This window comes from Bacillus sp. z26, from assembly GCF_058313635.1.
In genome coordinates, this window is the sequence record NZ_JBZFQM010000002.1 from 674,831 (window position 1) to 699,934 (window position 25,104).

The window sequence follows — 25,104 nt, forward strand, 5'->3', positions numbered from 1 at the left end:
CAAAACTCCTTAGGATGTAATGGTTTGATTGATTAACTCTTCTTTTATTAACAGTTCCAGGAATGTATGAACCTGACTTTCACATTCTTCACGGCTCACGTCATATTCTTCTCTCAATCGATCCACAAGCTCCTTGATAGATTTAGGTTCCTCCAACAACTCCCAAATCAGTCCGCCGACTTCACCCAAATTATAATATTTACCATTATGGACACTTAGCATTACTTTTTCTCCATCCATATCACTGACCATATTACCTTCCTTTTGAACAAACTTCTCGGCTGTCACAGCTTTTACTTGACTACTCATTCTTTCCTCCCCTTCCCTGTTATATATGTAATTTTTTCAACTAGTTCATACACGGAAAATGTTGAAATCGGCCGTTTTAACTGATAAATAGTCAGTTGATTACTTAATTCAATCGAACGAGCGAAATGCCAATCCATTAATCCAAGCGGTTTTAAAAAAAGATTACGATATGTGTGCCTATACAAGGTATGCAGCCGTTCCAGTCCTTTCACCGGAGTGATGGAAACAGCACTCTCATCGACAGGCAATAGCTCGATAACACCGGCAAGCGGTACAGATTTTTGCAGAAAACCCTCACGTACCGGTACGGAAAATTTCGTTTCCCTTCCATATAAAGGTTGATAATCTGAGGATTTCATTCCAAAATGATCCAATGATTCCTGCCAAAGCTTTTGGGATGGATAAGATGGAATGACCATTGGGCGATCCCCGGTAAAACAAATTGGAATAACATCATCGCTTAACAATTTAAACCCCTGACCCATAAAGGCCGAAGCCAACGTGGATTTTCCGGCACCCGACTCACCGACTATGGCATATGCTTCACCATCAAGCACGATGGCACTTCCGTGAAATGGAAATAGATGATGCTGCATTAGAATAATTCCCATACAGGTTCCCAATACATAAAGCCTGATCTCATCTTCATCTGACCCCAGTAGCGGAGAGATGCTGATGGTTTTTCCAGCTTCAACAGCAAAGACGGCTACCTCTTCAATTTCAAATAAAACACGATTGCCTCTAACCGAATATCCTTTTTCTTTATCTAAGGTCTGGTTCCATTCATCTAGTAAATGTTCATACTGTATGACGATATCTAATGGAGAGCTTGATTGTTCAATCTGAATTAACTCTGGCAGCTTCATCGCACTCGAGATTGTAAAACCAAACGCTTGATACATCATTTGTTTCAATACCTGAACCAACATCATCACTCCATTTTTTTAAAAAAAGCCCTTATACGCTAAATTTGTATAAGGGCACTTTTCTTTTCAGTACAATCAGCTTCCTCTATGTCCGCCGTTAAGCTCTCCACCACTAAAAGTCATTTTTACATCAAGAACCTGTAGATTCGGTTTTTGCCATTCCTTTTTCATTCCTTCACCCCCTTATATGTATATATGTTCTTTATTTAGAACAACACAGGCATAATTAGCCTATATGATTCTAATATTGCACTGGATTATGCGATATTTTCATAAGGATAATCCAAATTACAACCAGTCTTTCAAACTTCTTAAACTATTTTATAGATAAATAGTCACTAGTTCTTTATAGAGAACTAATATAACCTAAAAATATCATCTCTAGTATATTCTGTCAAACAAATTTTTCAAAAAATTTAAAAAATGTTTTAAAAAACAAAAAAGACCTTTTAACTGACAAAATTCGCATTGAAATGCGCCGGATATTTACAGTATGATCCTTCAGCTTAGGTGCGGTATCTTTTTATTGGGAGTAAAAGGAATGGAAAGAATTTATTAATTGTTTCTATATGAGGATGATAGATTTATATTTCTTCAGCAGTGAAATCACATTAAATACCTACCCAACAACCAAAATTCATCTTGACTTTATTTGTCTAACCCTTTATATTAAATATTGTTCCATTACATATTATTCTGATTCCGTAGCTCAGCTGGGAGAGCACCACCTTGACAGGGTGGGGGTCGCTGGTTCGAACCCAGTCGGGATCATACTTTTCGAGAAGGCTTAAACCTAAGTATATTAAGGGTTTGAGCCTTTTTGCAGTTTTACGGTAAATGCCCTAATGTTAAAAAGTTAATTCTCCTTATGAAATAAGAAACCTATTTACTTACATTCATCAAAGGAATGCTGCCTCATTATTTTTTGATGGTCTCTTTTTAAACTTCAATCATTTATGGCGGTTACAGTGCGAATCTCTGTTTTAAATTAGGGATTATTCAAACGCTATGCTATACTTAGCCTACCATTTGATTTACTAGTTTCATATATTTGTTGCATCAGCTTTATTCATTTATTGAATAGGGCTTTTTTATTGACCAAATTTATTTAAATACAAAAATAGACCCTGCATATGCAGGGTCTATCATTAGCTTTTATTAAGCTTTTTGAACGTTTGTAGCTTGTGGGCCACGTTGTCCTTGTTCTACTTCAAACGTTACACTTTGACCTTCGTCTAAAGATTTGAAACCATCGCTTTGGATTGCTGAGAAATGTACGAATACGTCTTCTCCGCCTTCACGTTCGATAAATCCAAAACCTTTTTCTGCATTAAACCATTTCACTTTACCTTGTTCCATAATTGTTGCCTCCTAGTGTGGATGTCCACACAATGTATTACTATCCTTGCTCAAATACCTTAGACGAAAATCAAAATCTCTTCTCAATCTGAAACCGAACAAAAATAATTCTTCTTTAGAATAACAGATAAGTTTCAGAACAGCAAATAATAAGACTCTTACCTTTCATCTTCAACTTGTTTTAATCTTTCTAAGTGTTGGTTTTTGTTTTACATTAATTTGTATACCATTTCTTCGTATACGAACAATAGACCTAAATATTTCTTGAAATTGAGTTTTAGATCTATTTCTATTTGTTGTTTACTTTTTAATAGATTTGCTCGTGTTAAAGTAAATCTGAAAAATCGGCATATTGATGTTATTCAACAAACAGTTATCCTCTAAAGACAGTTATTCACTTTTTTTTAGGACAAATAGCATCAATCTATACGAAAATACCCATTAATTTAACAGAACATAAATATTCTGATTTGAATACAATGTTGTATGACTAAACTAAAACCACAAATTAAGTTGGTGATTCGAATAGAGAACAAATCAGAGATTACAACAGGCGCAACGTGGGTAGGAGCTGTTGGCAGGATTGTAACTGCCATTGGAAATACAGCACCTATATCACTCAATAATAAGGTCTCATCTGATATTAATTTAGTTGGTTACAATCTTCAGCTTGCGGCGACAGCAGTACTGGTTGACATGGAGAGGGGCCTTTCACTAAATAAGGTTGGTAATATAATTCAAACGGGCGGATTGTCTGCCGAAGTGGCCGGGTATATCCTTCCATTTAATGATTCAAACTCACAACAAACCATATTCAATCTAGGAAATGAAGGACAAGCATTAGGGACCGCTTTGTCTTTTATGTATACGGTGAAAAGAAGCATTACTCTTGTTGATCTATATAATGCCTTCGGAGGTCTATTGCAAACAATTGGAATTAATATGTTGGTAATAGCAGGATATTTGCCTTCAACCAGCTCAATAAAACAGCAGTTTAACTCAATAGGCAGCTGGTTACAAGCCATTGGTGCTATCATCCAGGCAATTGCTCAGAGTATGAGTGAACCGGGTCAGCCCGAATATCAGTATATTAATTAGTTGAAAGCAAACTACAGATATAATTCTATTTCTATCTCAATAAAGTTTCCCAAAAAATGTAACAGATTTATGGGGAGCCCTTATCTATTAGGCAGACTATTAACAATACTTAAGTGCTCCAATAGGAAGAACGCTTTTCTGTAGTCACAGTAGCAAACCAGATTCTATAATTTTTTACATGGAACTTCTTTTGCCATTGGGCATATATTGGTTTAACTTAATTATAGATTTACGGGGGAAATGAAATGGTAAATTGCAGGTGGTAATTTAGTCTATATATCAAATAAAATTTATCCGAGATTTACCGATAATGGTTTAATCATAAATCCAGAACAATACTATTTAGATTTAAAAAATGCTGCGATTGTTGCACGAACTAGCGTTCATTGTTTAGAAAATACAATTCCTCCATCATTTTTAAACAATGAACATAGTCAATTAGTGTCTTCCTTCCAAGGGATTTTAAATTGCTTAAACGACGTATTTAATACTGAAAGTATGGATCAGTTTTTTGAAATAAATGAAACAAAACTAGAGAAAGATTTTTTATCTTTAAAAAGGATTCAAGAGGATTTAAATCAAACTATTTTAAAAGTAATGGAGAAAATCAGACTACAATCAAGTAGGTGATTATAGTTGATTAAAAAGGACTTGGAAAATCAATTTATCGAATCTTTGCCGGTAGAGTTTGGAGATAAAGTAGATTTATTTGGCCAAATGATCGTCACAATAGGTAACCTTTTTACAATCCTCGGCATCAGCTTTGAAGCTGGCGAAATTGGAGAAATTGAAGAAGAAGAGCAAATAGAAAATACAGCAGATTACCCTCTTTCACCTGACCAAGACGATGAATCTAATTTAGGCTTTATCCTAGCATTAATTGGGGCTAGTACTATAACAATTGGTGATTTAGTATCAATGGGCGGAGCCTTTCTAGATATAAAGCAATCAGAATTAAATGAGTTAAATGAGCAAGAATACAGAAAAGAACAAAACAAACAATTTAGTAATATCGAGAATCAAATCACCCTATTACAAAATGATATGAACACTTTATTTTCATTGTTTAATTCATTAAAAAATGAGGTTATTTATATACAAAATTTTTTGTACACTAGATATAATTGAATGTATTTCACACATCTCCTTCCCCTATTGTTCTCTTTTACTCGTAGATTTATATACCTCATGCTAGTTTCTTCCGAGAAAAAAAAGCATTTATATACTTATCTTGTTACACTAACCTGCCCTTTACTACCATAAGAAGTTCATTATAAAAGGACATTAATCCTGCTTATGATTAATGTCCTTGTTCGTACAATGAGTACCTATCTTGGTTCAATATGAATATGAACATTTTGTATATGATGTTTTTCCAGTAAACTGTTCTCTATTTCTTCAGTGATTTGATGACTATCAAAAACAGTGAGATTGTGGTCGGTTACAATAACAATATCCACAAATGTTTGATTTCCGTGGGTTCGTGCTTTAATGCTTTTCACTTTTTCTATATTAGGATTCTTTTTAACGGTTTTCTCTATCGCTTCTAATTCTTCAGTTTCAAAACCGTCTGTAAGTTCAAGTGCAGAATCCTTAAATATTTCGATAGCAGTTTTAATAATAATTAACCCCACTATAATTGCGGTAACCGTATCCAGCCAGTGAAAACCAAATCGAGAACCAATAATACCAATAAACGCTCCAATACTAACAAGTGCGTCAGATAAATTGTCCTTTGCTGCAGCTTTCACTGAAGAACTCTTAATTCTCTTGGCTAAATTGCTGTTATATAAATAGACAAGAAACATAATTAAGGAACTGGCTAAAGCAACCCATCCAGTAAACAGATCTGGTACGTCATTACCTGCCGTAGTTAAACTTTTAACACCTTCGACAATAACCTGAATACCTACTGTAATCATTATGAATGCTGCTACAAGTGATGCAATTGTTTCTGCACGATAGTGCCCATATCGATGGTTATTATCAGGTGGCTTTCTAGCTATTTTCAATCCGACTAAAACGGCTATTGATGCCACTACATCTGTTGAATTATTTAATCCATCAGCGAGGAGTGCTTCAGAATTCCCAAAATAACCAATGATCAATTTAGAAATAGATAAAATGATATATGTGATAATACTAAGCCAGGCACCTTTTTCACCGGCTTTAAGGTTATCGTATGACTCCATCAATAGTCCTCCAATATAGAAAAGGTCAAGTCTATGTATTATACATTTCAATAGTAAGCGTGTCTATAACTCCCATTTTCTCTCACGCCCTTTTTAAATCAGGAATTACTCAAGTGCTGTGCTATACTTAGCCTGCCATTTGCTATTACAGTTTCATTCGTTTGTTACACAAGCTTTATTCATTTATTGAATAAGGCTTTTTTATTGACCATTATATTGATTAAAAAACAAAAATAGACCCTACAGATGTAGGGTCTATCATTAGCTTTTATTAAGCTTTTTGAACGTTTGTAGCTTGTGGGCCACGTTGTCCTTGTTCTACTTCAAACGTTACACTTTGACCTTCGTCTAAAGATTTGAAACCATCGCTTTGGATTGCTGAGAAATGTACGAATACGTCTTCTCCGCCTTCACGTTCGATAAATCCAAAACCTTTTTCTGCATTAAACCATTTCACTTTACCTTGTTCCATAATTGTTGCCTCCTAGTGTGGATATCCACACAATGTATTACTATCCTTGCTCAAATACCTTAGACGAAAATCAAAACTGCTTCTCAATCTGAAACCGCCGAACAAAAATAATTCTTCTTTAGAATAACAGACTTATTTCATAATAGCAAACAATAAGACTCTCACCATTCATCTCCAACTAATATTGTGAATTAATCTCCTCCAACAGAAACTATTTGGTTAAGTTTCATTTAATTAGACTCGTCATACAAATACGCCTTGGAGGAACGTAGCATCCCTGGCGTATAGATCCTATTAAATTTGGGGACATCCCCTTTAAACACTCTCAACACCCCCCAATATTTCAACAATGATCGTATCCTTTACAATAAAGACTACTTGCCCCATGCATACATCCTCGAACGTATCATAAATTCTGCCTGCACTGCGTGTTCCTTTTGCGACTGTCTGATAATTATTAGCCACATAGCCAACCTTGCCAATTGTATCAAGCTCAGCTTGAATTGCCTCATCATCATACTTATTATCCAAGTCTTTTCTTAAGATAATCTTCTGTCCCACCTTAAAAATATCTGCCCCAAAATAATGACCAACACCTACAATTGATATATATTTCTCTGCCATTCCTAACCCCTCCAAGCTACACTTTTTATTACTTTACTCTCTATTAATATACGAATTTTACTGAAATTAGTTTCAATATTTCACTCAGAAAGATACTTTGACCTCGATGTGGAGAATGCCTATAACTTTATCTCAAGTTAAGCAGCACTAACATGTTTTTGATTTTTTAGAGAATGGATTTATAAGTAATAATTTGTCTCTATACAAAATGATAACCAAGAAGGTAAGGTTAATATATGACCATTCTTTTTTTGATACATCTAAGTTCTTTTAAAACAAATTTCCAGTATAGCTGCCCTTATTTTAAAACCTATATGAAAGAAGGAATGCAAAATGGAAAAGCTAGAAGTGATAGTGGAAATGAAAGAAGGAAACTTGATTCGTCTCTATGCCAATAAAATATATAATACATTAGGAGAAACCTATCCCGGCGATATCTTTACGACAAAAAGCGAATTGTTCATGCATTACCCAGATTGTGAAGTGATAACAGGGTTCGGTTTAACAGACCCACAAACCAATCTTTTAATCTCCGGAACAAAGAATTGGTTTGATTCGATAGAAGAAGCGGTGACAACGCTCCAAGCATTACATCACAAGCAAGAGCTGGATGCTTTATATGAAGAGATAGCAAGCTTTTATTATCTGCTCAAATCAAACGTGAAATTAGCAAGTATAATAGAAGAACTGGACAATCGTGATACCACCTCATTCCCCGAGAAAGTAATTTCATTATATATGATTACAGGTTTTGCAAATGAGTGGTTCCCGGATGAAATCGCAGAAGAAAAGTGGCAAGAGGTCAAAAATGTACTGGACCAAGCACATGAAAAATGCTCAAACATTGTATTAGCGCATCAACGAGCAAAGAAAGCTCTAATTATAATTATGGCAACTGAATACCTAGGTCTACGCAGAAAATCTTATTCATAGCATTAAAGGAAACGCAACTACAAAATTAGTATATTGCTTTTTCCTTATACCCCACTTAAAAATTTCTGTAGGTAAGGAAAGAAAGAAATTATTCTTAAATATACTATTCGGATCAATATAACTAGCTATTGATACAATGAATCCCAATAGCTCTTTCTGTATGCTAGTTTCTATAACTATTGTAAGTAATTATAATAAACCACATTAAAAACAGAAGAAGTTTCATCCCTCCTTCTGTTCCTAACACTTAAGTGCACGAATATTTGAAAATTCTTAAGAGCAGATATCATGATCCTCTTCTCTCTCTATCTTATAAATTTACATAAATAGTTCCATTAACTTACCCAGGAAAATACCTACTATACCGAAATCGGTATCGCCAAATGTTGTCCCTTCAAAACCTAAGTCTCCCAACACCGGTAATAATAATGCTGGCAAGAAGCTGATAAGAATACCGTTAACAAATGCACCTAACATTGCTCCTACCCTGCCGCCAGTTGCATTACCGAATACACCAGCTGTGGCCCCACAGAAGAAGTGTGGAACTAAACCAGGAACGATTACTTTCAAGCCAACTAACGGAAGTAAAAACATACTTATAATACCTGCGAGAAAGCTAAAAAGAAACCCAATTATGACGGCATTTGGAGCGAAAGGAAATACTACTGGTACATCTAATGCCGGTTTAGCATTAGGAACCACTTTGTCCGCTACCCCTTTAAAAGCAGGAACGATTTCCGCTAACAACAAGCGAACACCAGCTAACACGATATAAACACCTGCCGCGAAAGTGATTGCTTGGATAATGCAAAATACAATAAAGTTCTGACCGCCGCTCAACTCTTGCTCGACATAAGCTGGACCAGCAGCAATCGACACAATAAAGAACATAATTAACATAGTTAATGAGATTGCTACTGATGTATCTCTAAGGAACCCTAAGCTTCTTGGCACATTAATATCTTCCGTTGACTTTCTTTTATTACCTGCTGCTTTACCTACTAATCCAGCCACAAAATATCCGAATGAACCAAAGTGACCAATCGCAATGTCATCAGTACCTGTAATCATTCTAACAAACGGTTGTAATAGGGCTGGACTTAAAACCATTAATAATCCTAGAATAAGTGACCCCGTAATAATTAAAGCTGCTCCATCTAGTCCGCCTGTGGATAATACCACAGCTAACAAACAAGCCATAAACAGGGTATGATGTCCTGTTAAGAATATATATTTAAATGGTGTGAAACGGGCTAATAGGATATTAACTAACATACCGAACAACATGATTAAAGCAGTTTCAGTACCGAAAGTATTTTGAGCCATCGCAACAATAGCTTCGTTGTTCGGAATCACACCATCTATATCGAAGCCTTTCTCAAACATTTTCCCAAAGAAAGCAAGAGAACCCGTGATGACCGTTGCACCAGCAATAATAATAAGAAAGCCCATAATCGTCTTCAATGTTCCAGATACAACCTCTGTGGCTCCTTTTTTCTGCAGCAATAAACCAAACAGCGCGAATAAACCTACTAAAATCGCCGGTGTACTTAATATATCTATAATCAAATCCATTTTACATGTCCCCCAAATGTTTTTCTAAAACAGTTTTGATTTCATCGACATTGAATAGATTAATAAGCGGAATGACATTTCTTCCCTTTCCATCTAACTGTTCCATGATTTCAGGTGAACCAATATAGTAATCTACTGTTTCTGTTTTAGCGGTAGTTAAGTCGGTATGACTTACATCTGCTTCCAAATTCATTTCCTGCAAAGCTTTCTTTACATTCATTTCTGCGATGAAACTACTACCCAAACCATTGCCACATACAACTAATATTTTCATACTATATCCTCCTATTGGACCGATGTAATTAATTGGTTTAAAAATTCTTCTTTGGATTTGGAATGGATTAGTTTGTTAACATTCGTTTCGTTACCTAATACAGCAGCCAATTCAGATAGGGCTCCAAGATGTGATTGATGATTGACTGCTGCCAATACGATGATCAGTTGAACTTTATGATGCTCTTTATCCGAAAACCATACCGGCTCTTTCATAACAAGAATGCTTAATCCCATTTGATTCACACCAAATTCAGGTCTTGCATGGGGCAAAGCGATATTAGGGGCGAGTACATAATAAGGACCGATTTCCTTAGTAGTGCTGATTATTTTATCTACATATGTCTGTTCAATAGAACCATTGTCCAACAAGGGAGCAGCGGCAAACTGAATAGCTGCTTCCCATGTTTCTAATCGATCTTTAAATTGGATTAAATTTGTATTTAGAATCTGATCTAACACCATTCACCTTCTTTCTTAATCAGTTATTACTATTCATATAATTCTACTCGTCGATATATTCCCTCTATCTTTCTGTGAATTATTTAGATTCCGATAGTGCTCCAAGTTACATTTCTATAAACTAACTTGAGAAGTATGAGTCTCAACTATTCTTTCCTTAGTATAGGAAAAGTACAGAAAGCAACTACACTTGTATAAAAGATAGAACGATGTTTTTGCATGATAATTAAAAAAAGCCAGTCTTAGACCGGCTTTTTAATTTAATGATTTTCATATTATATTAAAATGAATCAGTGAGATAATACCCCACTGATTGAAATCAATTATAAATTTTCTCCATTTGAAGAGATAACATCTTTATACCAGAAGAATGATTTTTTGCGACTGCGTTCTAATGTGCCGCTTCCGTCGTCATGCTTATCCACAAAAATAAAGCCGTAGCGTTTAGAATATTGACCGGAAGAGGCGCTTACTAAATCGATACATCCCCAGCTTGTATAACCGATCAAATCTACACCATCTTTAATAGCCTCGCCCATTTGTGCAATATGCTCACGAAGGTAATCAATACGATAATCATCATTGATAGATCCGTCTTCCTCTACTTTGTCGTAGGCTCCCAATCCGTTTTCTACAACCATTAAAGGTTTTTGGTAACGGCCATACAGTTCATTTAAAGCAATTCTTAAACCTACAGGGTCTATTTCCCATCCCCAATCACTTGCCTTTAAAAATGGATTTTTAACGCCGCCGATTAAATTTCCTTCACCTACTTCTTCAGGTGTTTTTTCTATTTTCTCTGTTCGTGACATATAGTAACTAAACGAAATAAAATCAACAGTTCCTTCTTTAATCGTTTCTAGATCGCCTTCTTGGATATCCAGCTTCACATTATTTTCTTTAAAATATCTTTCAATAAAGTAAGGATATCCCCCCCGCACTTGTACATCCCCGCATAAGAAATTAAAGATGTCTGCTTCCCTTTTCGCATGCATAATATTTTCTGGATTGGAATCAAATGCATAAACCGGAGCATAAATCAGCATGCATCCAATTTGTGAGCCAGGGATGATCTCATGTCCGATTTTAACCGCTTGTGCACTTGCAACGAATTGGTGGTGCAGACCTTGAAAGCTGTCCTGCATACGAGTTTCTTCACTTTCAGGAGAAAAACCCAGCCCCAACAATGGCATATGTGTTGCACCGTTTATTTCATTAAAAGTCAGCCAGTATTTCACCTTACCTTTATAACGAGTAAAAATAGCTCGTACGTAACGCTCAAAGAACTCTACTAATTTACGGTTTCTCCATCCGCCATATTCCTTAATCAAGTGCAAAGGTGTTTCATAATGTGCGATTGTTACCAATGGTTCAATTCCATATTTATGTAGTTCATCAAATACACGATCATAGAAAGCCAAACCTTCTTCATTAGGCTCTAATTCATCGCCTTTGGGGAAAATACGGCTCCAGGCAATACTTAAACGAAATACTTTAAAGCCCATTTCTGCAAAAAGAGCAATATCTTCTTTATAACGATGATAGAAATCAATTCCCTCATGGTTTGGATACGTATATTTTGATTTATCAATTTCAAAATCAAAGCCAATTTGCGCTAATAATTGTAGTCTTGCTTTGCCGCCAGGCAAAACGTCTGCAAGATTCAGTCCTTTTCCACCTTCCTGATACGCACCTTCAAATTGATTGGCAGCTGTTGCACCGCCCCATAAAAATCCTTCTGGAAATATCTTTTTGTCTGTCATCCTAATAACCTCCTAATTTTATACAGAAAATTAAACTTTACCAGTTTGTGAATACCTTTAACATTTGAAATAGAATTCTTTTTTATTTTTCTTCATTTATACATAGAGAAGGAAAGGCGCTCCATTTTTCATGGAAACGCATTTCCTATTAAGCTTTTATTATTTTGCTTTTAATTCAATTAATAAATCCTGAGCTTTTACTACTTTCTGATTTACAAATGTAATTTCATATTGGTTATGGTTAGTAACAACGACTGGTGTCGTCAGTTCATATCCTGCTGCTTTAATTGCATCAATATCAAATTCTATTAATAGTTGACCTCTATCCACACGACTTCCTTGTGTAATATGAGCATTAAAATGTTTACCATCCAATTGAACCGTATTCATCCCTACATGGATCAAAATTTCCGCACCTTCATCTGATGTAATTCCAATGGCATGATGCGTTGGGAATAATGCTGAAACCATACCAGATACAGGAGCAAATAATCTGCCTTCAGTAGGTTCCATTGCAATCCCTTTACCTAATGCACCGGATGCAAAAGCTGTATCGTCAATGTCTGCTAAATTTTTTACAACCCCATTAAAAGGACTTACAATAACCTCATTTTTCAAAGTTAATACTTCATTAGCTGCGGCTGGTTGAGCTATTCCTAGCGCTTCAGCTTTATTTTTGTTAATACCGCCGAAGAAATATGTTAATACGAAGGCTAATACCAAACCAAAGACAGCAGCTATACCTGCACCTATTACTGACATATCTATACCATCTTTAGGAATAAAACTAGGAAACTGGAATATACCAAGACCACCCATTGCATATCCTACAGAACCGAAAAATCCTAACATAGCTCCACCGATGGCTGATGAAATCAGGGTGAAAATAAACGGTTTTTTAAGCGGCAAAGCAATACCATACATAGCTGGCTCAGTTACCCCAAACATAGCCGATATGAAAGCTGGTGCACTAAGTGTTTTGGTTTTTTGATTTTTCGTTTTGATCCAAACTGCCAGGATAGCACCTGCTAAGGCAAAAGAGTGAACAAACATTAATGCCAGGATTGGGTCCCAACCTTGACTTGCAAAGTTGTTGATTCCGATTGGAACCAGTCCCCAGTGAAGGCCAAACATAACAAACACTAACCAGAAACCACCAATAACAGCTCCTGCTATAATCGGGCTTAAATCATAAACCCAAACAGTTGCCGTACCCAAAAGCTGACTTGCCCATGTAGCGATTGGGCCAATCACAATGAATGTCAAGGGAATGATGATTAACAATGTAAACATTGGTACTAAAAACATTTTGACGACATCTGGAATTACTTTTAATAAAAATCTTTCTAATTTTGCTGCAAAGAATGCAGATACAATGATTGGAATAACAGACATCGAATATGTCATTAAAATGACTGGTATACCAAAGAACTCAATATATACTGGTGATTCAAACAAGGTTCCTGCAAATAATGTATATAAAGGTTTACCTGCTCCAGGAATTCCTTCAAGCGCTGGGTAAACCAAAGCCATTGCAATAGCCATACCTAAGAATGGTGTTCCACCGAATTTTTTCATTGCTGTATATCCTAATATAATCGGTAAGAAATAGAACAGGGCATCACCTATAGCATTTAAAATTTGATACGTTCCACCTGTTTGATCTAGCCATCCAATAGCGACAAACAACGCATTAAACCCTTTAATCATACCGGAAGCTGCTAATACACCAAGAATTGGAGTGAAGATTCCTGATATCAAATCGATGAATCGGTTAAACAAATTGCCTTTTTCACCACCCTGTTCTTCCACAGGCTGTTCCGCTTCAAAACCACCTTCAGCTACAACCGCTTTGTATACATCTGACACATGGTTTCCAATGACAACTTGATATTGGCCGCCACTTTTCATAACGGTTACTACACCGTCCATATTTTTTAATACTTCTGTATTCGCTTTACTTTCATCCTTTAGCTTAAAACGAAGACGAGTAATACAATGAACTACACTGTTAACGTTTTCTTTTCCGCCAACATTCGAAATAATATCCTTAGCTAATTGACTGTATTTCATAATTATCTCCCCTCTTTTCGTTAAATTTTTGCAAATAAAAAACCTGAAACGATCAGGGACAGACACACATAGATAGTGTGATCCATTCTAATCGATTCAGGTTATGCCCAAAATAGGTAACATTCCTAAATGTGAATATATAGTTTTTGTTAACATTAACACCCTAAATTTACCATGACTTCTATACTATGTCAATAAAAAAATAAAGCGTTTTCAAGCATTAATCATTTTCTATCATAGCTTGCTGACGATACGTTACCCGATGGATATGCACAGTTAAATAGACTTTTTCATCCTTTGATAAGGGCCAATTAAAATACTCATTTAAGTAAATATCTATTTTTTGCGTACAAGCATATGCTTTTTCGTATTTATGCTGAATTTGTTCATAAAGGAAAACGTCAACGGTTTCCTCCATCTTCTCTTTCCTTGTAAAACGAATGGAAAAATAACGAAGGTGGGTTACAAAACGTTCATAGTTAATGGACGTTTCATCCAACTCCATCTGATAATGATATTTTACGATATTCAAAATGTTATTAACCATATCTGTCACTTGTACTGCAACCTGCATGTTTTCACCAGATATTTGGCTATTCACTAAGTGCAATGCAATCGATCCTGCCTCATCTTCACCTAAACGAATAGCTGTATGTTTTTCTATCATATCTAATGCCTTTATCGCTATTCTAAATTCCTTACTATAGTATTTCCGAATTTCATATAAAAGATTATTCTTTAATTGAATGCCTTGTTCACTTCTTGCTATAGCAAAACTTATGTGATCGGTTAATGCTACATATAAATAATCATCTAATTGGTATGGAAGATTTGCTTGAGCATACTCTAAAATTTCAGTAGATATATCTAAATATTTCTCAGAAGTGTGCTTTAATAATTGATTCAGTTTTTCTGATATTCCTCTATTTTGCAATACAAATGTTTTCTCTATCTTGGACTCCTCAATGGAATGCCCAACCTTTTTCTGAAAAGCGAGCCCTCTCCCCATCACAACCATTTCCTGATTTTTCTCATTCTCTATTATAACTACGTTATTGTTTAAAACTTTCTTAATCTCCATTTAAACACAACCTTAGTTTATTTTTACCAATATAACCTTTTTTTAACACAGCTTCAATCGTATAGTAAAAAAGATATATTGGGTTGATTCTTTTTGAAGGTTAGGAATAGACAGATAACTACCATTTCTCAGAACAACGAAACTACTATTACAATACGGCAGTTCAATTATATAGACGATGTAAACTCCCATTACCCACTTGCAAATTCTGAAGCCTTTTGTGTACACCAAATAGATTCCAAGAGATCTACTTACGATTGGATTTTTCGAGATCCGTCTTGTGTATCCTTTAGGAATTTCCAATTAAATTTTCGGTAATTTTCTATTATTATGTAACAGGTGTTTAATAGAAAATGCTGCGTATAGGATGATGTCCCTCTTTTTAATAATCTTGAAGTTTTGTATATTAAGATATTTTATATTCTAAAATTTTTCTAAAATTAGACAATTGACTTGAAATATTTAGAATAATCATAGATAATAAATTTATTGATAGCGTTACTATCAAAAAGCAACAAAGGGGATGAATTAATGTCAAATTCAATACCAACTCAGTGGGATAAAGAAGTAGATGTGATCGTTTTAGGTACTGGTGGTGCTGCATTGACAGCTGCTGTGGCCGCTTCTGAAAGCGGTTCCAGTGTTCTTGTATTAGAAAAAACCCATCAAATCGGGGGTACAACTGCATTTTCAGGAGGAGTTCCTTGGATTCCACTTAATCCTTATATGAAAGAACAAGGATACGAAGATAATCGTGAGGATGCAATTACTTACATCAAACGTTTAGCACTTGGCCGAGCGGATGATCATATGATTGAAACGTTCGTAGATAAGGGGCATGAGATCATTGAATTTTTACGTGACCATACGCCTGTTAAATTTGTTTCTCCAAAATCCTATCCAGAATATTATGCACGTATGGATGAGGCATTAAAACACGGAACACGTTCCATGGATCCTGCTCCATTTAATTTAAATGAGATTGGTGAATGGGGTCCGTTAGTACGTCAAAATCCTCTCTTCCCTCCTTTGACATTAGAAGAAGGCGGAGCTGTTGGAGGAATTGACTTCCAGTTAGTTGCAGAGCGTATGCAAAATAACATTGTCACTATGGGTCGTTCATTAATTGCTTCTTTATTTAAAGCCTGTTTGGATCGAGGGGTAGAAACCTTAATTGAAACAGCTGGAAAAGAATTAATTATGGATGAGGATGGACAGCGGGTAATCGGAATTGTCGCTGAAACAAAAGATGGTGAAGTTTTACGTTTTGGTGCACGCAAAGGAGTTATTCTTGCATCTGGCGGATTTGAATGGAACAAGCAATTAGTCAAAGCCTTCTTAAAAGCGGAGTTCACTCATCCTGTCACACCTCCTGGCAATGAAGGTGACGCACTGATGATGGCAATGAAAGCTGGCGCAGCGCTTGAAAATATGAGTGAAGCATGGTGGTATCCAGCAATGGTGGATCCAACATTTGAATATGAAGATAACGTAATGGCACAGCTCGGTGGCGGACGTAATGGTCCAAACTCTATTATCGTCAATAAGTACGGACGCCGATTCGTACATGAAGGCACAACCTATAACGATATGCCAAGAGCATTCTTTAATTATGATCCAGTAAAAGTCGAGTTTCCAAACAAAGGACCAAACTGGATGATATTCGATCAACAACTGAAAGACAGCCAACTGATTATTACAATGGCCCCTGGTGAACCTGCACCGGAATGGCTCGATCAAGCGGATTCCATCCGTGAACTGGCAGAAAAGATCGGTATCGATCCTGATGGTCTGGAAGATGAGATTCGCAAGTGGAACGACTATTGCGAGCAAGGGGAAGATCCTGATTTCCACCGAGGTACTATTCAGTTTGAAGCCTTAACAAGTGGTGGAGGAAGCCCTGAAAACAATCTAGGCAAAATTGAAAAAGGTCCATTCTATGCATTACCAATCTACTTAGGTGCGCTCGGTACGAATGGTGGACCTAAAATCAATGAAAATGGACAAGTTGTTAACTTTAAAGGTGAACCAATTAAAGGATTATACGCTGCCGGTAATGCTTCAGGCAATCCACTGGGACCCATTTATCCGAGCGCCGGCGGAACCATCGGACCAGCTATGGTATTTGGCTTCCTAGCAGGACAACACGCAGCCAATTCATAAAATAAATGTAAACAGCGTCTTATTATAGTTAACTACTTATTTGTTAGCAATAGCGCAAGCGCTGCCAATTAAAACCTATCAAAATAGAACTGGGAAGGTGCAAAAAATGCCACAAGGAACACATACAGTAGAATTACCATTAGATATTCAAACAATTTGGGAGTTTGTTCATGATATGAATAACTGGGCTCCGCTTGTTCCAGGATATATTGACCATGAGATTTTAAGTGAACGCCAATCTACCTGGGCTTTCAAAGGTGACTTAGGATTTATGAAAAAAACAGTTAAGCTGCAAATTGATATTAAAGAATGGAACGAGCCATCTGAAGTCATTTTTGATTTAAAAGGCTTATCCGATAACTTTAATGGCGGAGGCTATTTCCGTGCTGAAGTTATTGATGAAAAGACAACAAAAATGTCAGGTCACCTTGATATCACTGCTGGCGGGATGATGGGCGCAATGGTAAACCAAATTTTAACAAAATTTGTCCCACAAACAGCGGAAGAACTGACAGACGCGATTGCAGAAAAACTACTTGAGATAAATACAGTAAAATAAAGAAAAAAGCGGTCAATTCAGCGTGGACTGCCCCAAAGTAATTTCGGGACAGTTCACAGCATATGACCGCTTTTTTTATTGTTTCACATGTTTTAAGTAGGATAGGATTATATCCTTTATAATTAGTAAATTTTCTTTTTTAGGGGCTGGGATAAAAACATCTTCTGGTATTAAAGAATATAAAGAATATTTCTTTACAGCCGTTCCGAACATATTCATGATTGTACTCATTAACAATTCATTCGTTTGCGAAAGCTGTATGCTGCCATCACTCTTACCTTCATTAATAATGGTAAAAATAATACCGCTAATCTTTCCATAAGCCTTATGTATTTCTTCTAGCAGTCCAACTTCAATTGGCATAAAAGCAATATACACTTCAAAAGCCTCCAACAACTTAGATGAAGTACTATTTTCTTCATTTATATAGTTAACATACGCCGTTAACACATCATCCATTTTTTCTATGCCCATTTTGTTCGATTTAATAATTTCCTCAAAGATAGGTACCTGTTGTTCGATTACTTCTTTAATAACTTCAATAATTAAATGCTCTTTCTTCGGAAAATAGCGAAATAGAGTCGCTACTCCTACATTAGATTCATCTGCAATCTTTTGCATGGTTGTTTTTTCAAACCCGTGCTCAGCAAATAATTCTCTCGCAGATTGGATCATCCTTATACGTCTTTCGATTTTTTTATTCATATTATCACCTACTAAATAACATTATACTATTTTTCAAAAAAAGATGTGGGTAACGTTCAACACAGACGTTAGATAAACTGTTCCCAACACTCTATTTAAAATCCTATTAAGGATGCCTTAGATTCTTATTACTTACGGTAGATGAGATTTAACTAAACTATCAATATCTCCTACTGATACCTATACATAAAAAAGAGTGAGCAGCCCTTTTCTGACTCCTCACTCTCCCAAACTGTTTTAATCTTACCATGTTTATATCCCGAAATTACACAGATACCTTGTTTTTATTTCTTCATCACTTCTCCTGCATAATCCGCTGCAACACTTTGTCTTCCAGTAATGTTAACTGATTATCAGTGAAGTGTCGCGGTCTGGGTGCTTCTACTTTTACATCCATCGATATATGACCATCTTGAATAAGGATAATTCGGTCTGCTAAACGTATTGCTTCCCTCACATCATGAGTAACGAGCAAAGCTGTAAATCCTGTTCGTTGCCAAAGGGTTTCAATCAAGTTTTGCATCTCCAGTCTTGTAAATGCATCGAGAGCACTTAATGGCTCATCGAGCATTAGCAAAGATGGTTCATGGATGAGAGCCCGAGCTAAGGCAACGCGTTGCTTTTGTCCTCCCGACAAAGTGGAGGGCCATTGATCCTTGAACGATAATAAACCAACTGCATCCAGCACTCGTTCCGCCTTTACTTGCCAATCCCCATCAAGACCGAGTCCTACATTATCCACAACTTTTCTCCAAGGCAATAATCTCGAGTCCTGGTACATCATTGTGACATTGGCAGTTGATCGATTGGAGTCAACTCCATTAAATAGCAACTTACCACTGGTTAAAGTCTCAAGTCCTGCGACTAGCCTCAAAAGTGTGCTTTTTCCACTGCCGCTCTTCCCAATAATGGCCACAAACTCCCCTTTTTCAATGGTTAGCTGTATATGCTTTAATACCTCTTTGTCTCCAAATCGCTTGCTAACATCGATGATTTCAATTTGAATTGCCTGATTATTGACTATTTCAGTGCTGCTCTCCCACTTTACAGCTGCCAGCTTACTCATCCTTGCCACCCCCCTCACTTTTACTTGTTATAGCTTACATTCCACTTTAATGCCTTCTTCTCACCAAATTGGGCAATGATATCAGCCAGCTTTCCTAATAACGCGTAAATCACAATACTTAAAATAATCACATCTGTTTGCATAAATTCCCTTGCGTTTGTTGCTAAATAGCCAATCCCGACTTGTGTAGGAATGGTTTCAGCAACAATCAAGGTTAGCCACATCACGCCAAGTGCATATCGTAAGCCTACAAAGATAGAAGGTAGTGCACCAGGCAGCAATATTTCTTTAAATAATTTCCAGCCCTTTAATTTATACATTTTCCCCATTTCAACTAGCCCTGGATCAACATTACGAATACCGTGGAATGTATTGACATAGACAGGAAACAAAACCCCTAATACCACCAGAAATATTTTTGAACCTTCATCTATTCCCAGCCAAACAATTACAAGCGGTAATAGTGCTAAGTGTGGGATATTTCGTAACATTTGAATGCTCGTATCTGTTAAACGGTATGATCGTTCAGAGAGACCATTAAATATGCCAAGCGCAAAACCTATCAGACCACCAATAATCATCCCAACAACGGCGCGCCCCAAGCTTGCCATGATGTGGGTGACCAACTCCCCGCTCGAAAGCAGTTCCCATCCACTAATCAATACACTAATTGGAGCAGGAAACAGCGAGGCATTCACAATTTCTAATCTGGCAACAACTTCCCAGACAATCAGGATGAGCACAGGTATAATCCATGGCTCAAGTTTCCAAAGTATTTTTTGATTCATTGTTTTTCATTCCTTTTTAGTTGATTGGCATATCTTTAGAAACATTAAGTTCTTTTGGTATTAACCCAATTTCAAAATATTTATCAGCTTGTTTCTGCTGTGTATCAACAATTTCCTTGGTCAATTTCGTTGCTCCGAATGTACGTCGCTCCAGTTGTTTTTTCACGATTTTCTCATCAATCCCTAAAGCTTTGGACATAATCTTAACCACTTCATCTTTGTTTTCATTCGCCCACTGATCTGATTTATCCGTTGTTTCCAAAATAATATCAACCAAATCGGAATGTTCTTTTGCAAAGTCTGGTGTGGCAAAGTAAAATGTACGGTTTGGGTATTGATAATCCATATTTTCTGTAAAAGTGATGGTATCTAATTCGACTTCAGCCGCTGCAAAAAATGGGTCATAAGATGCGAGGGCGTCAACCTTCTTCGTTTCAAAAATCGACCTTCCCTGTGCAGCGTCTTCCGGATATACCCATTCCACATCATCAACCGAAAGGCCGGCCTTTTCAATTGCCAGAACAGCTAAATAATGATGATTGCCACCTTTTAATACGCCAATCTTTTTCCCTTTTAACTGTTCAATTGAACTGATTCCCGAATCCTTTAAAACCATCATTCCAACACCTTCAGGATTCGGTGCGTCTGCCCCAACATATACAAGGGGTTTACCAGAGGCTTGTGCAAAAATTCCAGGTCCATCAGCAGCATGCCCATAGTCAATCGCACCGGCATATAGCCCTTCTAACAATGTTCCACCATGTGTGAACATTTCCCATTTCACTTTATAGCCTTTCTCTTTAAGTGCTTCTTCCAAGTAGCCGGATTCTTTTAAAATATGTAGTGTGTTTCCTTTTTGATAGCCAATTGTAATCACTTTATCTCCATTTGTTGAAGAAGCTTTTTCTGACCCTTCTTTTCCGCAGCCGGCGATGAATAACACGCTAACCAGTAACAGGATTCCGATTATATAGTTAGATATTCTCTTTTTCATTAGTCCCTCACCCTTATCTTTACTCATTTTGAAAATCTGTAGATTGCTGCTGAAATTTGGATTTCTTCTTCCTGTCCGGCACCGCTAAATTGAACTAAAAATGGCTTTTCTCCTCTATTTTCTATGACTTCAGAAACACGGCCTTTTCCATTTGGACTGAATAATACAATATCTCCGCCATTTAAATGCAGTCGTTTTCCGGTAGCGTTTAATGAGGAATCGAAGAATGATTCCCCTTCTTGCAACTCTAAATAGTCAGCCCATCTTTTTGCTGTTTCTTCAAGATTTTGAACAGCAAATCCAACATAGGAAAGATGAATATCACCTTTATCATGGTTTGCGATGACAGATCGTTCTATTAAATCCTGCTTGCGTTCTTCGTCTCTTTCATCCCATTCAATAAAGAATGGCAAATTCAGATTTTCACCTTGTTTCCCTGCGTATAATAGCTTCCAACTCACGATACTTCCATCGGGTCTTTTTCGGCTCATCGGATGTGGCCCATATACTTCCAATCCAAGTTGTCGAAACTTTCCAGCAACCCTCTCCAAATCATTAGAACCAAGGGCAATCCGCGATAATCCTTCTGTGAATTGGTCGTTTTTTAACGATTCTCTTAAACTGTATTTCATGTCAGCAGAGCCCTCTGCTGCTTTTTTGTCATAGACACCAATCAACTCTATGTAACTTAACCCATAATAGCTAAGTGCATTATATGTACCCAAGCCTTCGTGTTTACCGCCTTCAACAGCGTGTAAACCAATAGCATGAAATTGTTCTATTGCTTCTATCGGACTAGTAACAAAATGAACAAGATGGTCAAATTGAAACACGAACCTCTCCCCCTTCTATAGAGTCTGTACCTAAATAATGATTGGCTACTTGTAAAAATACCCGTGCTAATTGCAGTAATGCCTGCTCATCAAAATCAAATTGTGGATGATGGTGAGGGAACTGTGTTTCTGTTTTTTTATTAGATGCCCCAACATAAAAGTACGCTCCAGGTTTCTGTTCCAGGTAATAAGCAAAATCCTCTGCCCCAAGAGAAATTTCTTTTTCAACAAAAGCATCTTCAGAAACCGTTTCTTTTACGATCTTTTCGATTAATAAAGCTTCCTCCTTATGATTGACTAAGACAGGATAACCGTGCGTGTAATCTAATGAATACTCTATTTCGTCAGCCACTGTCATCCCTTCCAGAATGGCACGTATCTCTGTTTCTATTTGTTTACGAACTACTGAATTCATCGCACGGACGGTTCCTTCCAGCACAGCAGAATCCGCAATGATATTAAAGGCATTCCCGGCATGAAAACTCCCAACCGTGACGACAGCCGGTTCAATCGGATTAATACGTCGACTGACTATTTGTTGCAGATGAGTAACCAACCTGCTCCCGTTTGCCACCGCATCAATGGTTTGATGTGGTCGTGCCCCATGCCCGCCTCTTCCCTGCAAAGTAATTTTAAACGCGTCAACAGATGCCATGACCGGCCCTGTTTTTGTGGCAATCTTTCCAATCGGCAATTCTGTCGCAAGATGACCTCCGAAGACAAGGTCTACCCCATCCAAAACTCCATCCTCAATCATAAATTTCGCTCCGCCCGGAGGCTTTTCTTCAGCATGTTGAAATAGCAAAACTACTTTGCCCTTTAATTGATTGCGATGATGGTTTAATATTCTTGCAACTGCAAGTAAAGCTGAAGTATGCCCGTCATGTCCACAAGCATGCATGACTCCCTCTATACGCGATCTATACTCAACACTTTTTTCATCATGAATAGGTAACGCATCAAAATCTGCTCGAAAGGCTATTGTTTTCCCGGGGTGACTTCCCTCAATAACACCAACTACCCCATTCCCTCCAACCTTTTCTTTCACGTTGATTCCAAAGCTTCGCAGCTTATCTGCAATGAAATTAGCAGTATGGGACTCTTGAAATGATAATTCGGGATGTTGATGTAAGTATCTCCTCCATAACACCATTTCCTCAAAGTTTGTTTTTAGTTCTTCATAATATCTTTCAGCCATCTTATCACCTCAAAAACTGCTCAAATTTTAATTCCGAGTATTTTTATCAAATAATGGTTAAGAATAATTTTACAGTTTATCCAAACATTGCGTCAATAGTTAATTCCGATTAATTATCTATGTTTTATATGAATTAATAAAAACTAAAGTTATACAAGCAGGTATAAGACCTGAATAAATCCAATCCACCTTGAAAGTAATAACCAGATACATCATTCCCTGTATAATTAAGGTAATCAATAATCTCTGAACTATTAGTTTTCTAAAAGAAAGGTAGTGGGATATGCATTCGTTGATAAAAGAATTAATTGATTCTACAAAGTTACGTTTTGGTTTGAATAACTATTATCTAGGAAGACATTCATTATCACGAGAATTGAACATTTTAAATGAAACTGAATATACACTGTGTATGGAATGGTTCCCTAATCATGTAACGGAACAAGAGGATGAAGATCTTAATCCTGAAGGGACAGCTGTTATTGTATTAGATATCAACAGCCTAAAATATGAGAGTATTATTTTTGTAGGAGGAAGATCTTATGCAGAAGGGATTAAATTTGATGAAATACATATAGACTCGATAATAAACTGGATTGAACAGGAAACAGGGTTGTCATATGGGGAGCAATTTAAATTGCATAAAGAAGAAAATGGAGAGTTTTATTTTAAAGCATGTGTTGATGATATATATATTTCTCCTTCCGGTTCTATAGAAGTGAATGTAGACCAGAGTGGTAATCTGTTCTACTACTCTAAACATGGTCATTTTCCGTCCAAAGAAATGATAAAGAAAGAGACATACGCACTTTCTCTAGAAAAAATAGAACACCTGGCATGGAAACAATTAAAATTGATTAATTTTCCATCATCTAAACATGAGACACTCATTCCTATATACGGAGTAGATGAAACTTATATAACGAATGATGGTTTATCTACTCTACCATATGAGTTCACAAGAAAGATAGGAAACTTGCATATAGATAAAACGATGGATTGGGATGAGACGGTACATAAACCATTTGAAAGAAAGGAATTTAATGTGGATTGGGATGCAACAATTGAACAAGCTTTACCAAATGAGCCTAGTCCTGATTCCTTCCCCATAACCGATACTGAGAGAGAAAAGTGTATAGATATAGTCACTGATTTTTTGCGTCGGGAATATTCAAAAGATACAGGAAGATGGGTACTTAAAACTTTGCAGCGTGAGGAAGGGTATATCCATGCTTCATTGCGATTAAATCAAGAAGATACGAGTATTTTTCATAGAAAGCTTACGATTATAATCGATTTAAAGGATCTTCAAGCTATCAACTTTATTGATAATAAATCATTGATCGATCACTTTGACCAATTATCTTCTTCTGAAGAAGTTACTATCAATAAAAAGCAAGCTTATCAAAAAATAAAAGATCATTTTGAGCTAATTCCTCGTTATGTCTTTGATTCTCAGCAAAACAAATATAGATTATGCGGCCTATTAGATTGTCATTATGGAATACGCGCATCAAATGGGGAGATTATTCTTATAGGAAGAAATGAAACTTGTAGAGCTTATAGATCCTCCTTAGTCTACAAAAGGATTTTACAGCAATTATGAAATAAAAAGACTAATCGTTAAAGATTATATTTTATCTTCAACGATTAGTCTT

General features: G+C 36.5%; 25 protein-coding genes and 1 tRNA gene. 7 read left to right on the forward strand and 19 right to left on the reverse strand.

All coding sequences use genetic code 11. The annotated features are described in order from the left end of the window. Nucleotides 1-9: 9 nt before the first annotated feature. The 3 genes from AC4G3K_RS08425 to AC4G3K_RS08435 form a co-directional block, all read right to left on the reverse strand. Nucleotides 10-309, reverse strand: coding sequence for a lasso peptide biosynthesis PqqD family chaperone (locus AC4G3K_RS08425; RefSeq protein WP_491133024.1), 300 nt, complete (start codon nucleotides 307-309; stop codon nucleotides 10-12). Further along, a complete protein-coding gene (locus AC4G3K_RS08430) occupies nucleotides 306-1,235 on the reverse strand; it encodes an aldolase (protein WP_491133026.1) in 930 nt (309 codons plus the stop codon). The genes AC4G3K_RS08425 and AC4G3K_RS08430 overlap by 4 nt, the downstream gene beginning before the upstream one ends. A gap of 75 nt (nucleotides 1,236-1,310) precedes the next feature. Next, nucleotides 1,311-1,406, reverse strand: a complete 96-nt coding sequence (locus AC4G3K_RS08435; RefSeq protein ID WP_491076621.1) for a paeninodin family lasso peptide — start codon at nucleotides 1,404-1,406, stop codon at nucleotides 1,311-1,313. A gap of 527 nt (nucleotides 1,407-1,933) precedes the next feature. Here AC4G3K_RS08435 and AC4G3K_RS08440 point away from each other — a divergent pair. Continuing rightward, nucleotides 1,934-2,006: transfer RNA gene (locus AC4G3K_RS08440), tRNA-Val, on the forward strand. Between the two features lie 387 nt (nucleotides 2,007-2,393). On the opposite strand, the gene AC4G3K_RS08445 is transcribed toward AC4G3K_RS08440, so the two are convergent. Further along, nucleotides 2,394-2,594, reverse strand: coding sequence for a cold-shock protein (locus tag AC4G3K_RS08445; protein WP_491076348.1), 201 nt, complete (start codon nucleotides 2,592-2,594; stop codon nucleotides 2,394-2,396). 486 nt (nucleotides 2,595-3,080) lie between these two features. Here AC4G3K_RS08445 and AC4G3K_RS08450 point away from each other — a divergent pair, with 486 nt between their 5' ends. Both AC4G3K_RS08450 and AC4G3K_RS08455 read left to right on the forward strand, forming a co-directional pair. Beyond that, nucleotides 3,081-3,692, forward strand: coding sequence for a DUF6944 family repetitive protein (locus AC4G3K_RS08450; RefSeq protein WP_491133027.1), 612 nt, complete (start codon nucleotides 3,081-3,083; stop codon nucleotides 3,690-3,692). Nucleotides 3,693-4,328: 636 nt separating this feature from the next. Continuing rightward, a complete protein-coding gene (locus AC4G3K_RS08455) occupies nucleotides 4,329-4,820 on the forward strand; it encodes a hypothetical protein (RefSeq protein ID WP_491133028.1) in 492 nt (163 codons plus the stop codon). 200 nt (nucleotides 4,821-5,020) lie between these two features. On the opposite strand, the gene AC4G3K_RS08460 is transcribed toward AC4G3K_RS08455, so the two are convergent. The 3 genes from AC4G3K_RS08460 to AC4G3K_RS08470 form a co-directional block, all read right to left on the reverse strand. After that, a complete protein-coding gene (locus AC4G3K_RS08460; RefSeq protein WP_491133029.1) occupies nucleotides 5,021-5,884 on the reverse strand; it encodes a cation diffusion facilitator family transporter in 864 nt (287 codons plus the stop codon). Between the two features lie 271 nt (nucleotides 5,885-6,155). Beyond that, a complete protein-coding gene (locus tag AC4G3K_RS08465; RefSeq protein WP_491076348.1) occupies nucleotides 6,156-6,356 on the reverse strand; it encodes a cold-shock protein in 201 nt (66 codons plus the stop codon). A gap of 315 nt (nucleotides 6,357-6,671) precedes the next feature. Next, nucleotides 6,672-6,980, reverse strand: a complete 309-nt coding sequence (locus AC4G3K_RS08470; protein ID WP_491076612.1) for an HIRAN domain-containing protein — start codon at nucleotides 6,978-6,980, stop codon at nucleotides 6,672-6,674. 333 nt (nucleotides 6,981-7,313) lie between these two features. Here AC4G3K_RS08470 and AC4G3K_RS08475 point away from each other — a divergent pair, with 333 nt between their 5' ends. Continuing rightward, on the forward strand, nucleotides 7,314-7,913 hold the full coding sequence (locus tag AC4G3K_RS08475) for a hypothetical protein (protein WP_491133030.1): 600 nt from the start codon (nucleotides 7,314-7,316) through the stop codon (nucleotides 7,911-7,913). 318 nt (nucleotides 7,914-8,231) lie between these two features. Here AC4G3K_RS08475 and ulaA read toward each other — a convergent pair whose 3' ends face one another. From ulaA to licT, 6 genes are all read right to left on the reverse strand, one after another. Then, nucleotides 8,232-9,488, reverse strand: a complete 1,257-nt coding sequence (gene ulaA / locus AC4G3K_RS08480) for a PTS ascorbate transporter subunit IIC (RefSeq protein ID WP_491133031.1) — start codon at nucleotides 9,486-9,488, stop codon at nucleotides 8,232-8,234. Between the two features lies 1 nt (nucleotide 9,489). Next, nucleotides 9,490-9,762 (reverse strand): PTS sugar transporter subunit IIB, encoded by a 273-nt coding sequence (locus tag AC4G3K_RS08485; RefSeq protein WP_491133032.1) that lies wholly within the window; start codon nucleotides 9,760-9,762, stop codon nucleotides 9,490-9,492. 11 nt (nucleotides 9,763-9,773) lie between these two features. After that, nucleotides 9,774-10,223, reverse strand: coding sequence for a PTS sugar transporter subunit IIA (locus tag AC4G3K_RS08490; RefSeq protein WP_491133033.1), 450 nt, complete (start codon nucleotides 10,221-10,223; stop codon nucleotides 9,774-9,776). A 323-nt stretch (nucleotides 10,224-10,546) separates the two neighbouring features. Next, nucleotides 10,547-11,986: a glycoside hydrolase family 1 protein gene (locus AC4G3K_RS08495; protein ID WP_491133034.1), complete on the reverse strand. Its 1,440-nt coding sequence runs from the start codon at nucleotides 11,984-11,986 to the stop codon at nucleotides 10,547-10,549. Nucleotides 11,987-12,145: 159 nt separating this feature from the next. After that, entirely contained in the window at nucleotides 12,146-14,059 is a 1,914-nt protein-coding gene (locus AC4G3K_RS08500; protein WP_491133036.1) for a beta-glucoside-specific PTS transporter subunit IIABC, read from the reverse strand. 220 nt (nucleotides 14,060-14,279) lie between these two features. Further along, on the reverse strand, nucleotides 14,280-15,140 hold the full coding sequence (gene licT / locus AC4G3K_RS08505) for a BglG family transcription antiterminator LicT (RefSeq protein WP_491133037.1): 861 nt from the start codon (nucleotides 15,138-15,140) through the stop codon (nucleotides 14,280-14,282). Between the two features lie 531 nt (nucleotides 15,141-15,671). Between licT and AC4G3K_RS08510 the strand changes: the two genes are divergently transcribed. Beyond that, nucleotides 15,672-17,303 carry an FAD-dependent oxidoreductase gene (locus tag AC4G3K_RS08510; RefSeq protein ID WP_491076607.1) on the forward strand — a complete coding sequence of 544 codons (1,632 nt, stop codon included), beginning with the start codon at nucleotides 15,672-15,674 and terminating at the stop codon, nucleotides 17,301-17,303. 106 nt (nucleotides 17,304-17,409) lie between these two features. Next, the gene (locus tag AC4G3K_RS08515; RefSeq protein ID WP_491076606.1) at nucleotides 17,410-17,862 is read left to right on the forward strand and encodes an SRPBCC family protein; all 453 of its coding nucleotides are present in this window, start codon (nucleotides 17,410-17,412) and stop codon (nucleotides 17,860-17,862) included. 75 nt (nucleotides 17,863-17,937) lie between these two features. Here the strand turns inward: AC4G3K_RS08515 and AC4G3K_RS08520 are convergent, their stop codons facing one another. From AC4G3K_RS08520 to AC4G3K_RS08545, 6 genes are all read right to left on the reverse strand, one after another. Continuing rightward, nucleotides 17,938-18,567: a TetR/AcrR family transcriptional regulator gene (locus AC4G3K_RS08520; RefSeq protein ID WP_491076605.1), complete on the reverse strand. Its 630-nt coding sequence runs from the start codon at nucleotides 18,565-18,567 to the stop codon at nucleotides 17,938-17,940. 295 nt (nucleotides 18,568-18,862) lie between these two features. After that, nucleotides 18,863-19,633, reverse strand: coding sequence for an ATP-binding cassette domain-containing protein (locus AC4G3K_RS08525; protein WP_491133038.1), 771 nt, complete (start codon nucleotides 19,631-19,633; stop codon nucleotides 18,863-18,865). A 20-nt stretch (nucleotides 19,634-19,653) separates the two neighbouring features. Further along, nucleotides 19,654-20,421, reverse strand: coding sequence for an ABC transporter permease subunit (locus tag AC4G3K_RS08530; protein WP_491133039.1), 768 nt, complete (start codon nucleotides 20,419-20,421; stop codon nucleotides 19,654-19,656). Nucleotides 20,422-20,437: 16 nt separating this feature from the next. After that, nucleotides 20,438-21,415: an aliphatic sulfonate ABC transporter substrate-binding protein gene (locus AC4G3K_RS08535; protein ID WP_491133040.1), complete on the reverse strand. Its 978-nt coding sequence runs from the start codon at nucleotides 21,413-21,415 to the stop codon at nucleotides 20,438-20,440. A 23-nt stretch (nucleotides 21,416-21,438) separates the two neighbouring features. After that, a complete protein-coding gene (locus tag AC4G3K_RS08540; protein WP_491133041.1) occupies nucleotides 21,439-22,248 on the reverse strand; it encodes a VOC family protein in 810 nt (269 codons plus the stop codon). Beyond that, nucleotides 22,235-23,446, reverse strand: a complete 1,212-nt coding sequence (locus tag AC4G3K_RS08545; RefSeq protein ID WP_491076600.1) for a M20 metallopeptidase family protein — start codon at nucleotides 23,444-23,446, stop codon at nucleotides 22,235-22,237. Before AC4G3K_RS08545 ends, AC4G3K_RS08540 begins: the two co-directional genes overlap by 14 nt. Nucleotides 23,447-23,729: 283 nt before the next feature. Here AC4G3K_RS08545 and AC4G3K_RS08550 point away from each other — a divergent pair, with 283 nt between their 5' ends. Beyond that, the gene (locus tag AC4G3K_RS08550) at nucleotides 23,730-25,052 is read left to right on the forward strand and encodes a hypothetical protein (protein ID WP_491133042.1); all 1,323 of its coding nucleotides are present in this window, start codon (nucleotides 23,730-23,732) and stop codon (nucleotides 25,050-25,052) included. The last annotated feature ends 52 nt before the right edge of the window (nucleotides 25,053-25,104 follow it).

Excerpts from the sequence above, each read along its gene's own strand:
- AC4G3K_RS08425 (WP_491133024.1), bottom strand. The coding sequence starts at position 309 with ATGAGTAGTCAAGTAAAAGCTGTGACAGCCGAGAAGTTTGTTCAAAAG.
- AC4G3K_RS08435 (WP_491076621.1), bottom strand. The coding sequence starts at position 1,406 with ATGAAAAAGGAATGGCAAAAACCGAATCTACAGGTTCTTGATGTAAAA.
- AC4G3K_RS08445 (WP_491076348.1), bottom strand. The coding sequence starts at position 2,594 with ATGGAACAAGGTAAAGTGAAATGGTTTAATGCAGAAAAAGGTTTTGGA.
- AC4G3K_RS08450 (WP_491133027.1), top strand. The coding sequence starts at position 3,081 with ATGACTAAACTAAAACCACAAATTAAGTTGGTGATTCGAATAGAGAAC.
- AC4G3K_RS08460 (WP_491133029.1), bottom strand. The coding sequence starts at position 5,884 with ATGGAGTCATACGATAACCTTAAAGCCGGTGAAAAAGGTGCCTGGCTT.
- AC4G3K_RS08465 (WP_491076348.1), bottom strand. The coding sequence starts at position 6,356 with ATGGAACAAGGTAAAGTGAAATGGTTTAATGCAGAAAAAGGTTTTGGA.
- AC4G3K_RS08470 (WP_491076612.1), bottom strand. The coding sequence starts at position 6,980 with ATGGCAGAGAAATATATATCAATTGTAGGTGTTGGTCATTATTTTGGG.
- AC4G3K_RS08475 (WP_491133030.1), top strand. The coding sequence starts at position 7,314 with ATGGAAAAGCTAGAAGTGATAGTGGAAATGAAAGAAGGAAACTTGATT.
- ulaA (WP_491133031.1), bottom strand. The coding sequence starts at position 9,488 with ATGGATTTGATTATAGATATATTAAGTACACCGGCGATTTTAGTAGGT.
- AC4G3K_RS08485 (WP_491133032.1), bottom strand. The coding sequence starts at position 9,762 with ATGAAAATATTAGTTGTATGTGGCAATGGTTTGGGTAGTAGTTTCATC.
- AC4G3K_RS08495 (WP_491133034.1), bottom strand. The coding sequence starts at position 11,986 with ATGACAGACAAAAAGATATTTCCAGAAGGATTTTTATGGGGCGGTGCA.
- AC4G3K_RS08500 (WP_491133036.1), bottom strand. The coding sequence starts at position 14,059 with ATGAAATACAGTCAATTAGCTAAGGATATTATTTCGAATGTTGGCGGA.
- licT (WP_491133037.1), bottom strand. The coding sequence starts at position 15,140 with ATGGAGATTAAGAAAGTTTTAAACAATAACGTAGTTATAATAGAGAAT.
- AC4G3K_RS08510 (WP_491076607.1), top strand. The coding sequence starts at position 15,672 with ATGTCAAATTCAATACCAACTCAGTGGGATAAAGAAGTAGATGTGATC.
- AC4G3K_RS08515 (WP_491076606.1), top strand. The coding sequence starts at position 17,410 with ATGCCACAAGGAACACATACAGTAGAATTACCATTAGATATTCAAACA.
- AC4G3K_RS08520 (WP_491076605.1), bottom strand. The coding sequence starts at position 18,567 with ATGAATAAAAAAATCGAAAGACGTATAAGGATGATCCAATCTGCGAGA.
- AC4G3K_RS08525 (WP_491133038.1), bottom strand. The coding sequence starts at position 19,633 with ATGAGTAAGCTGGCAGCTGTAAAGTGGGAGAGCAGCACTGAAATAGTC.
- AC4G3K_RS08530 (WP_491133039.1), bottom strand. The coding sequence starts at position 20,421 with ATGAATCAAAAAATACTTTGGAAACTTGAGCCATGGATTATACCTGTG.
- AC4G3K_RS08535 (WP_491133040.1), bottom strand. The coding sequence starts at position 21,415 with ATGAAAAAGAGAATATCTAACTATATAATCGGAATCCTGTTACTGGTT.
- AC4G3K_RS08545 (WP_491076600.1), bottom strand. The coding sequence starts at position 23,446 with ATGGCTGAAAGATATTATGAAGAACTAAAAACAAACTTTGAGGAAATG.
- AC4G3K_RS08550 (WP_491133042.1), top strand. The coding sequence starts at position 23,730 with ATGCATTCGTTGATAAAAGAATTAATTGATTCTACAAAGTTACGTTTT.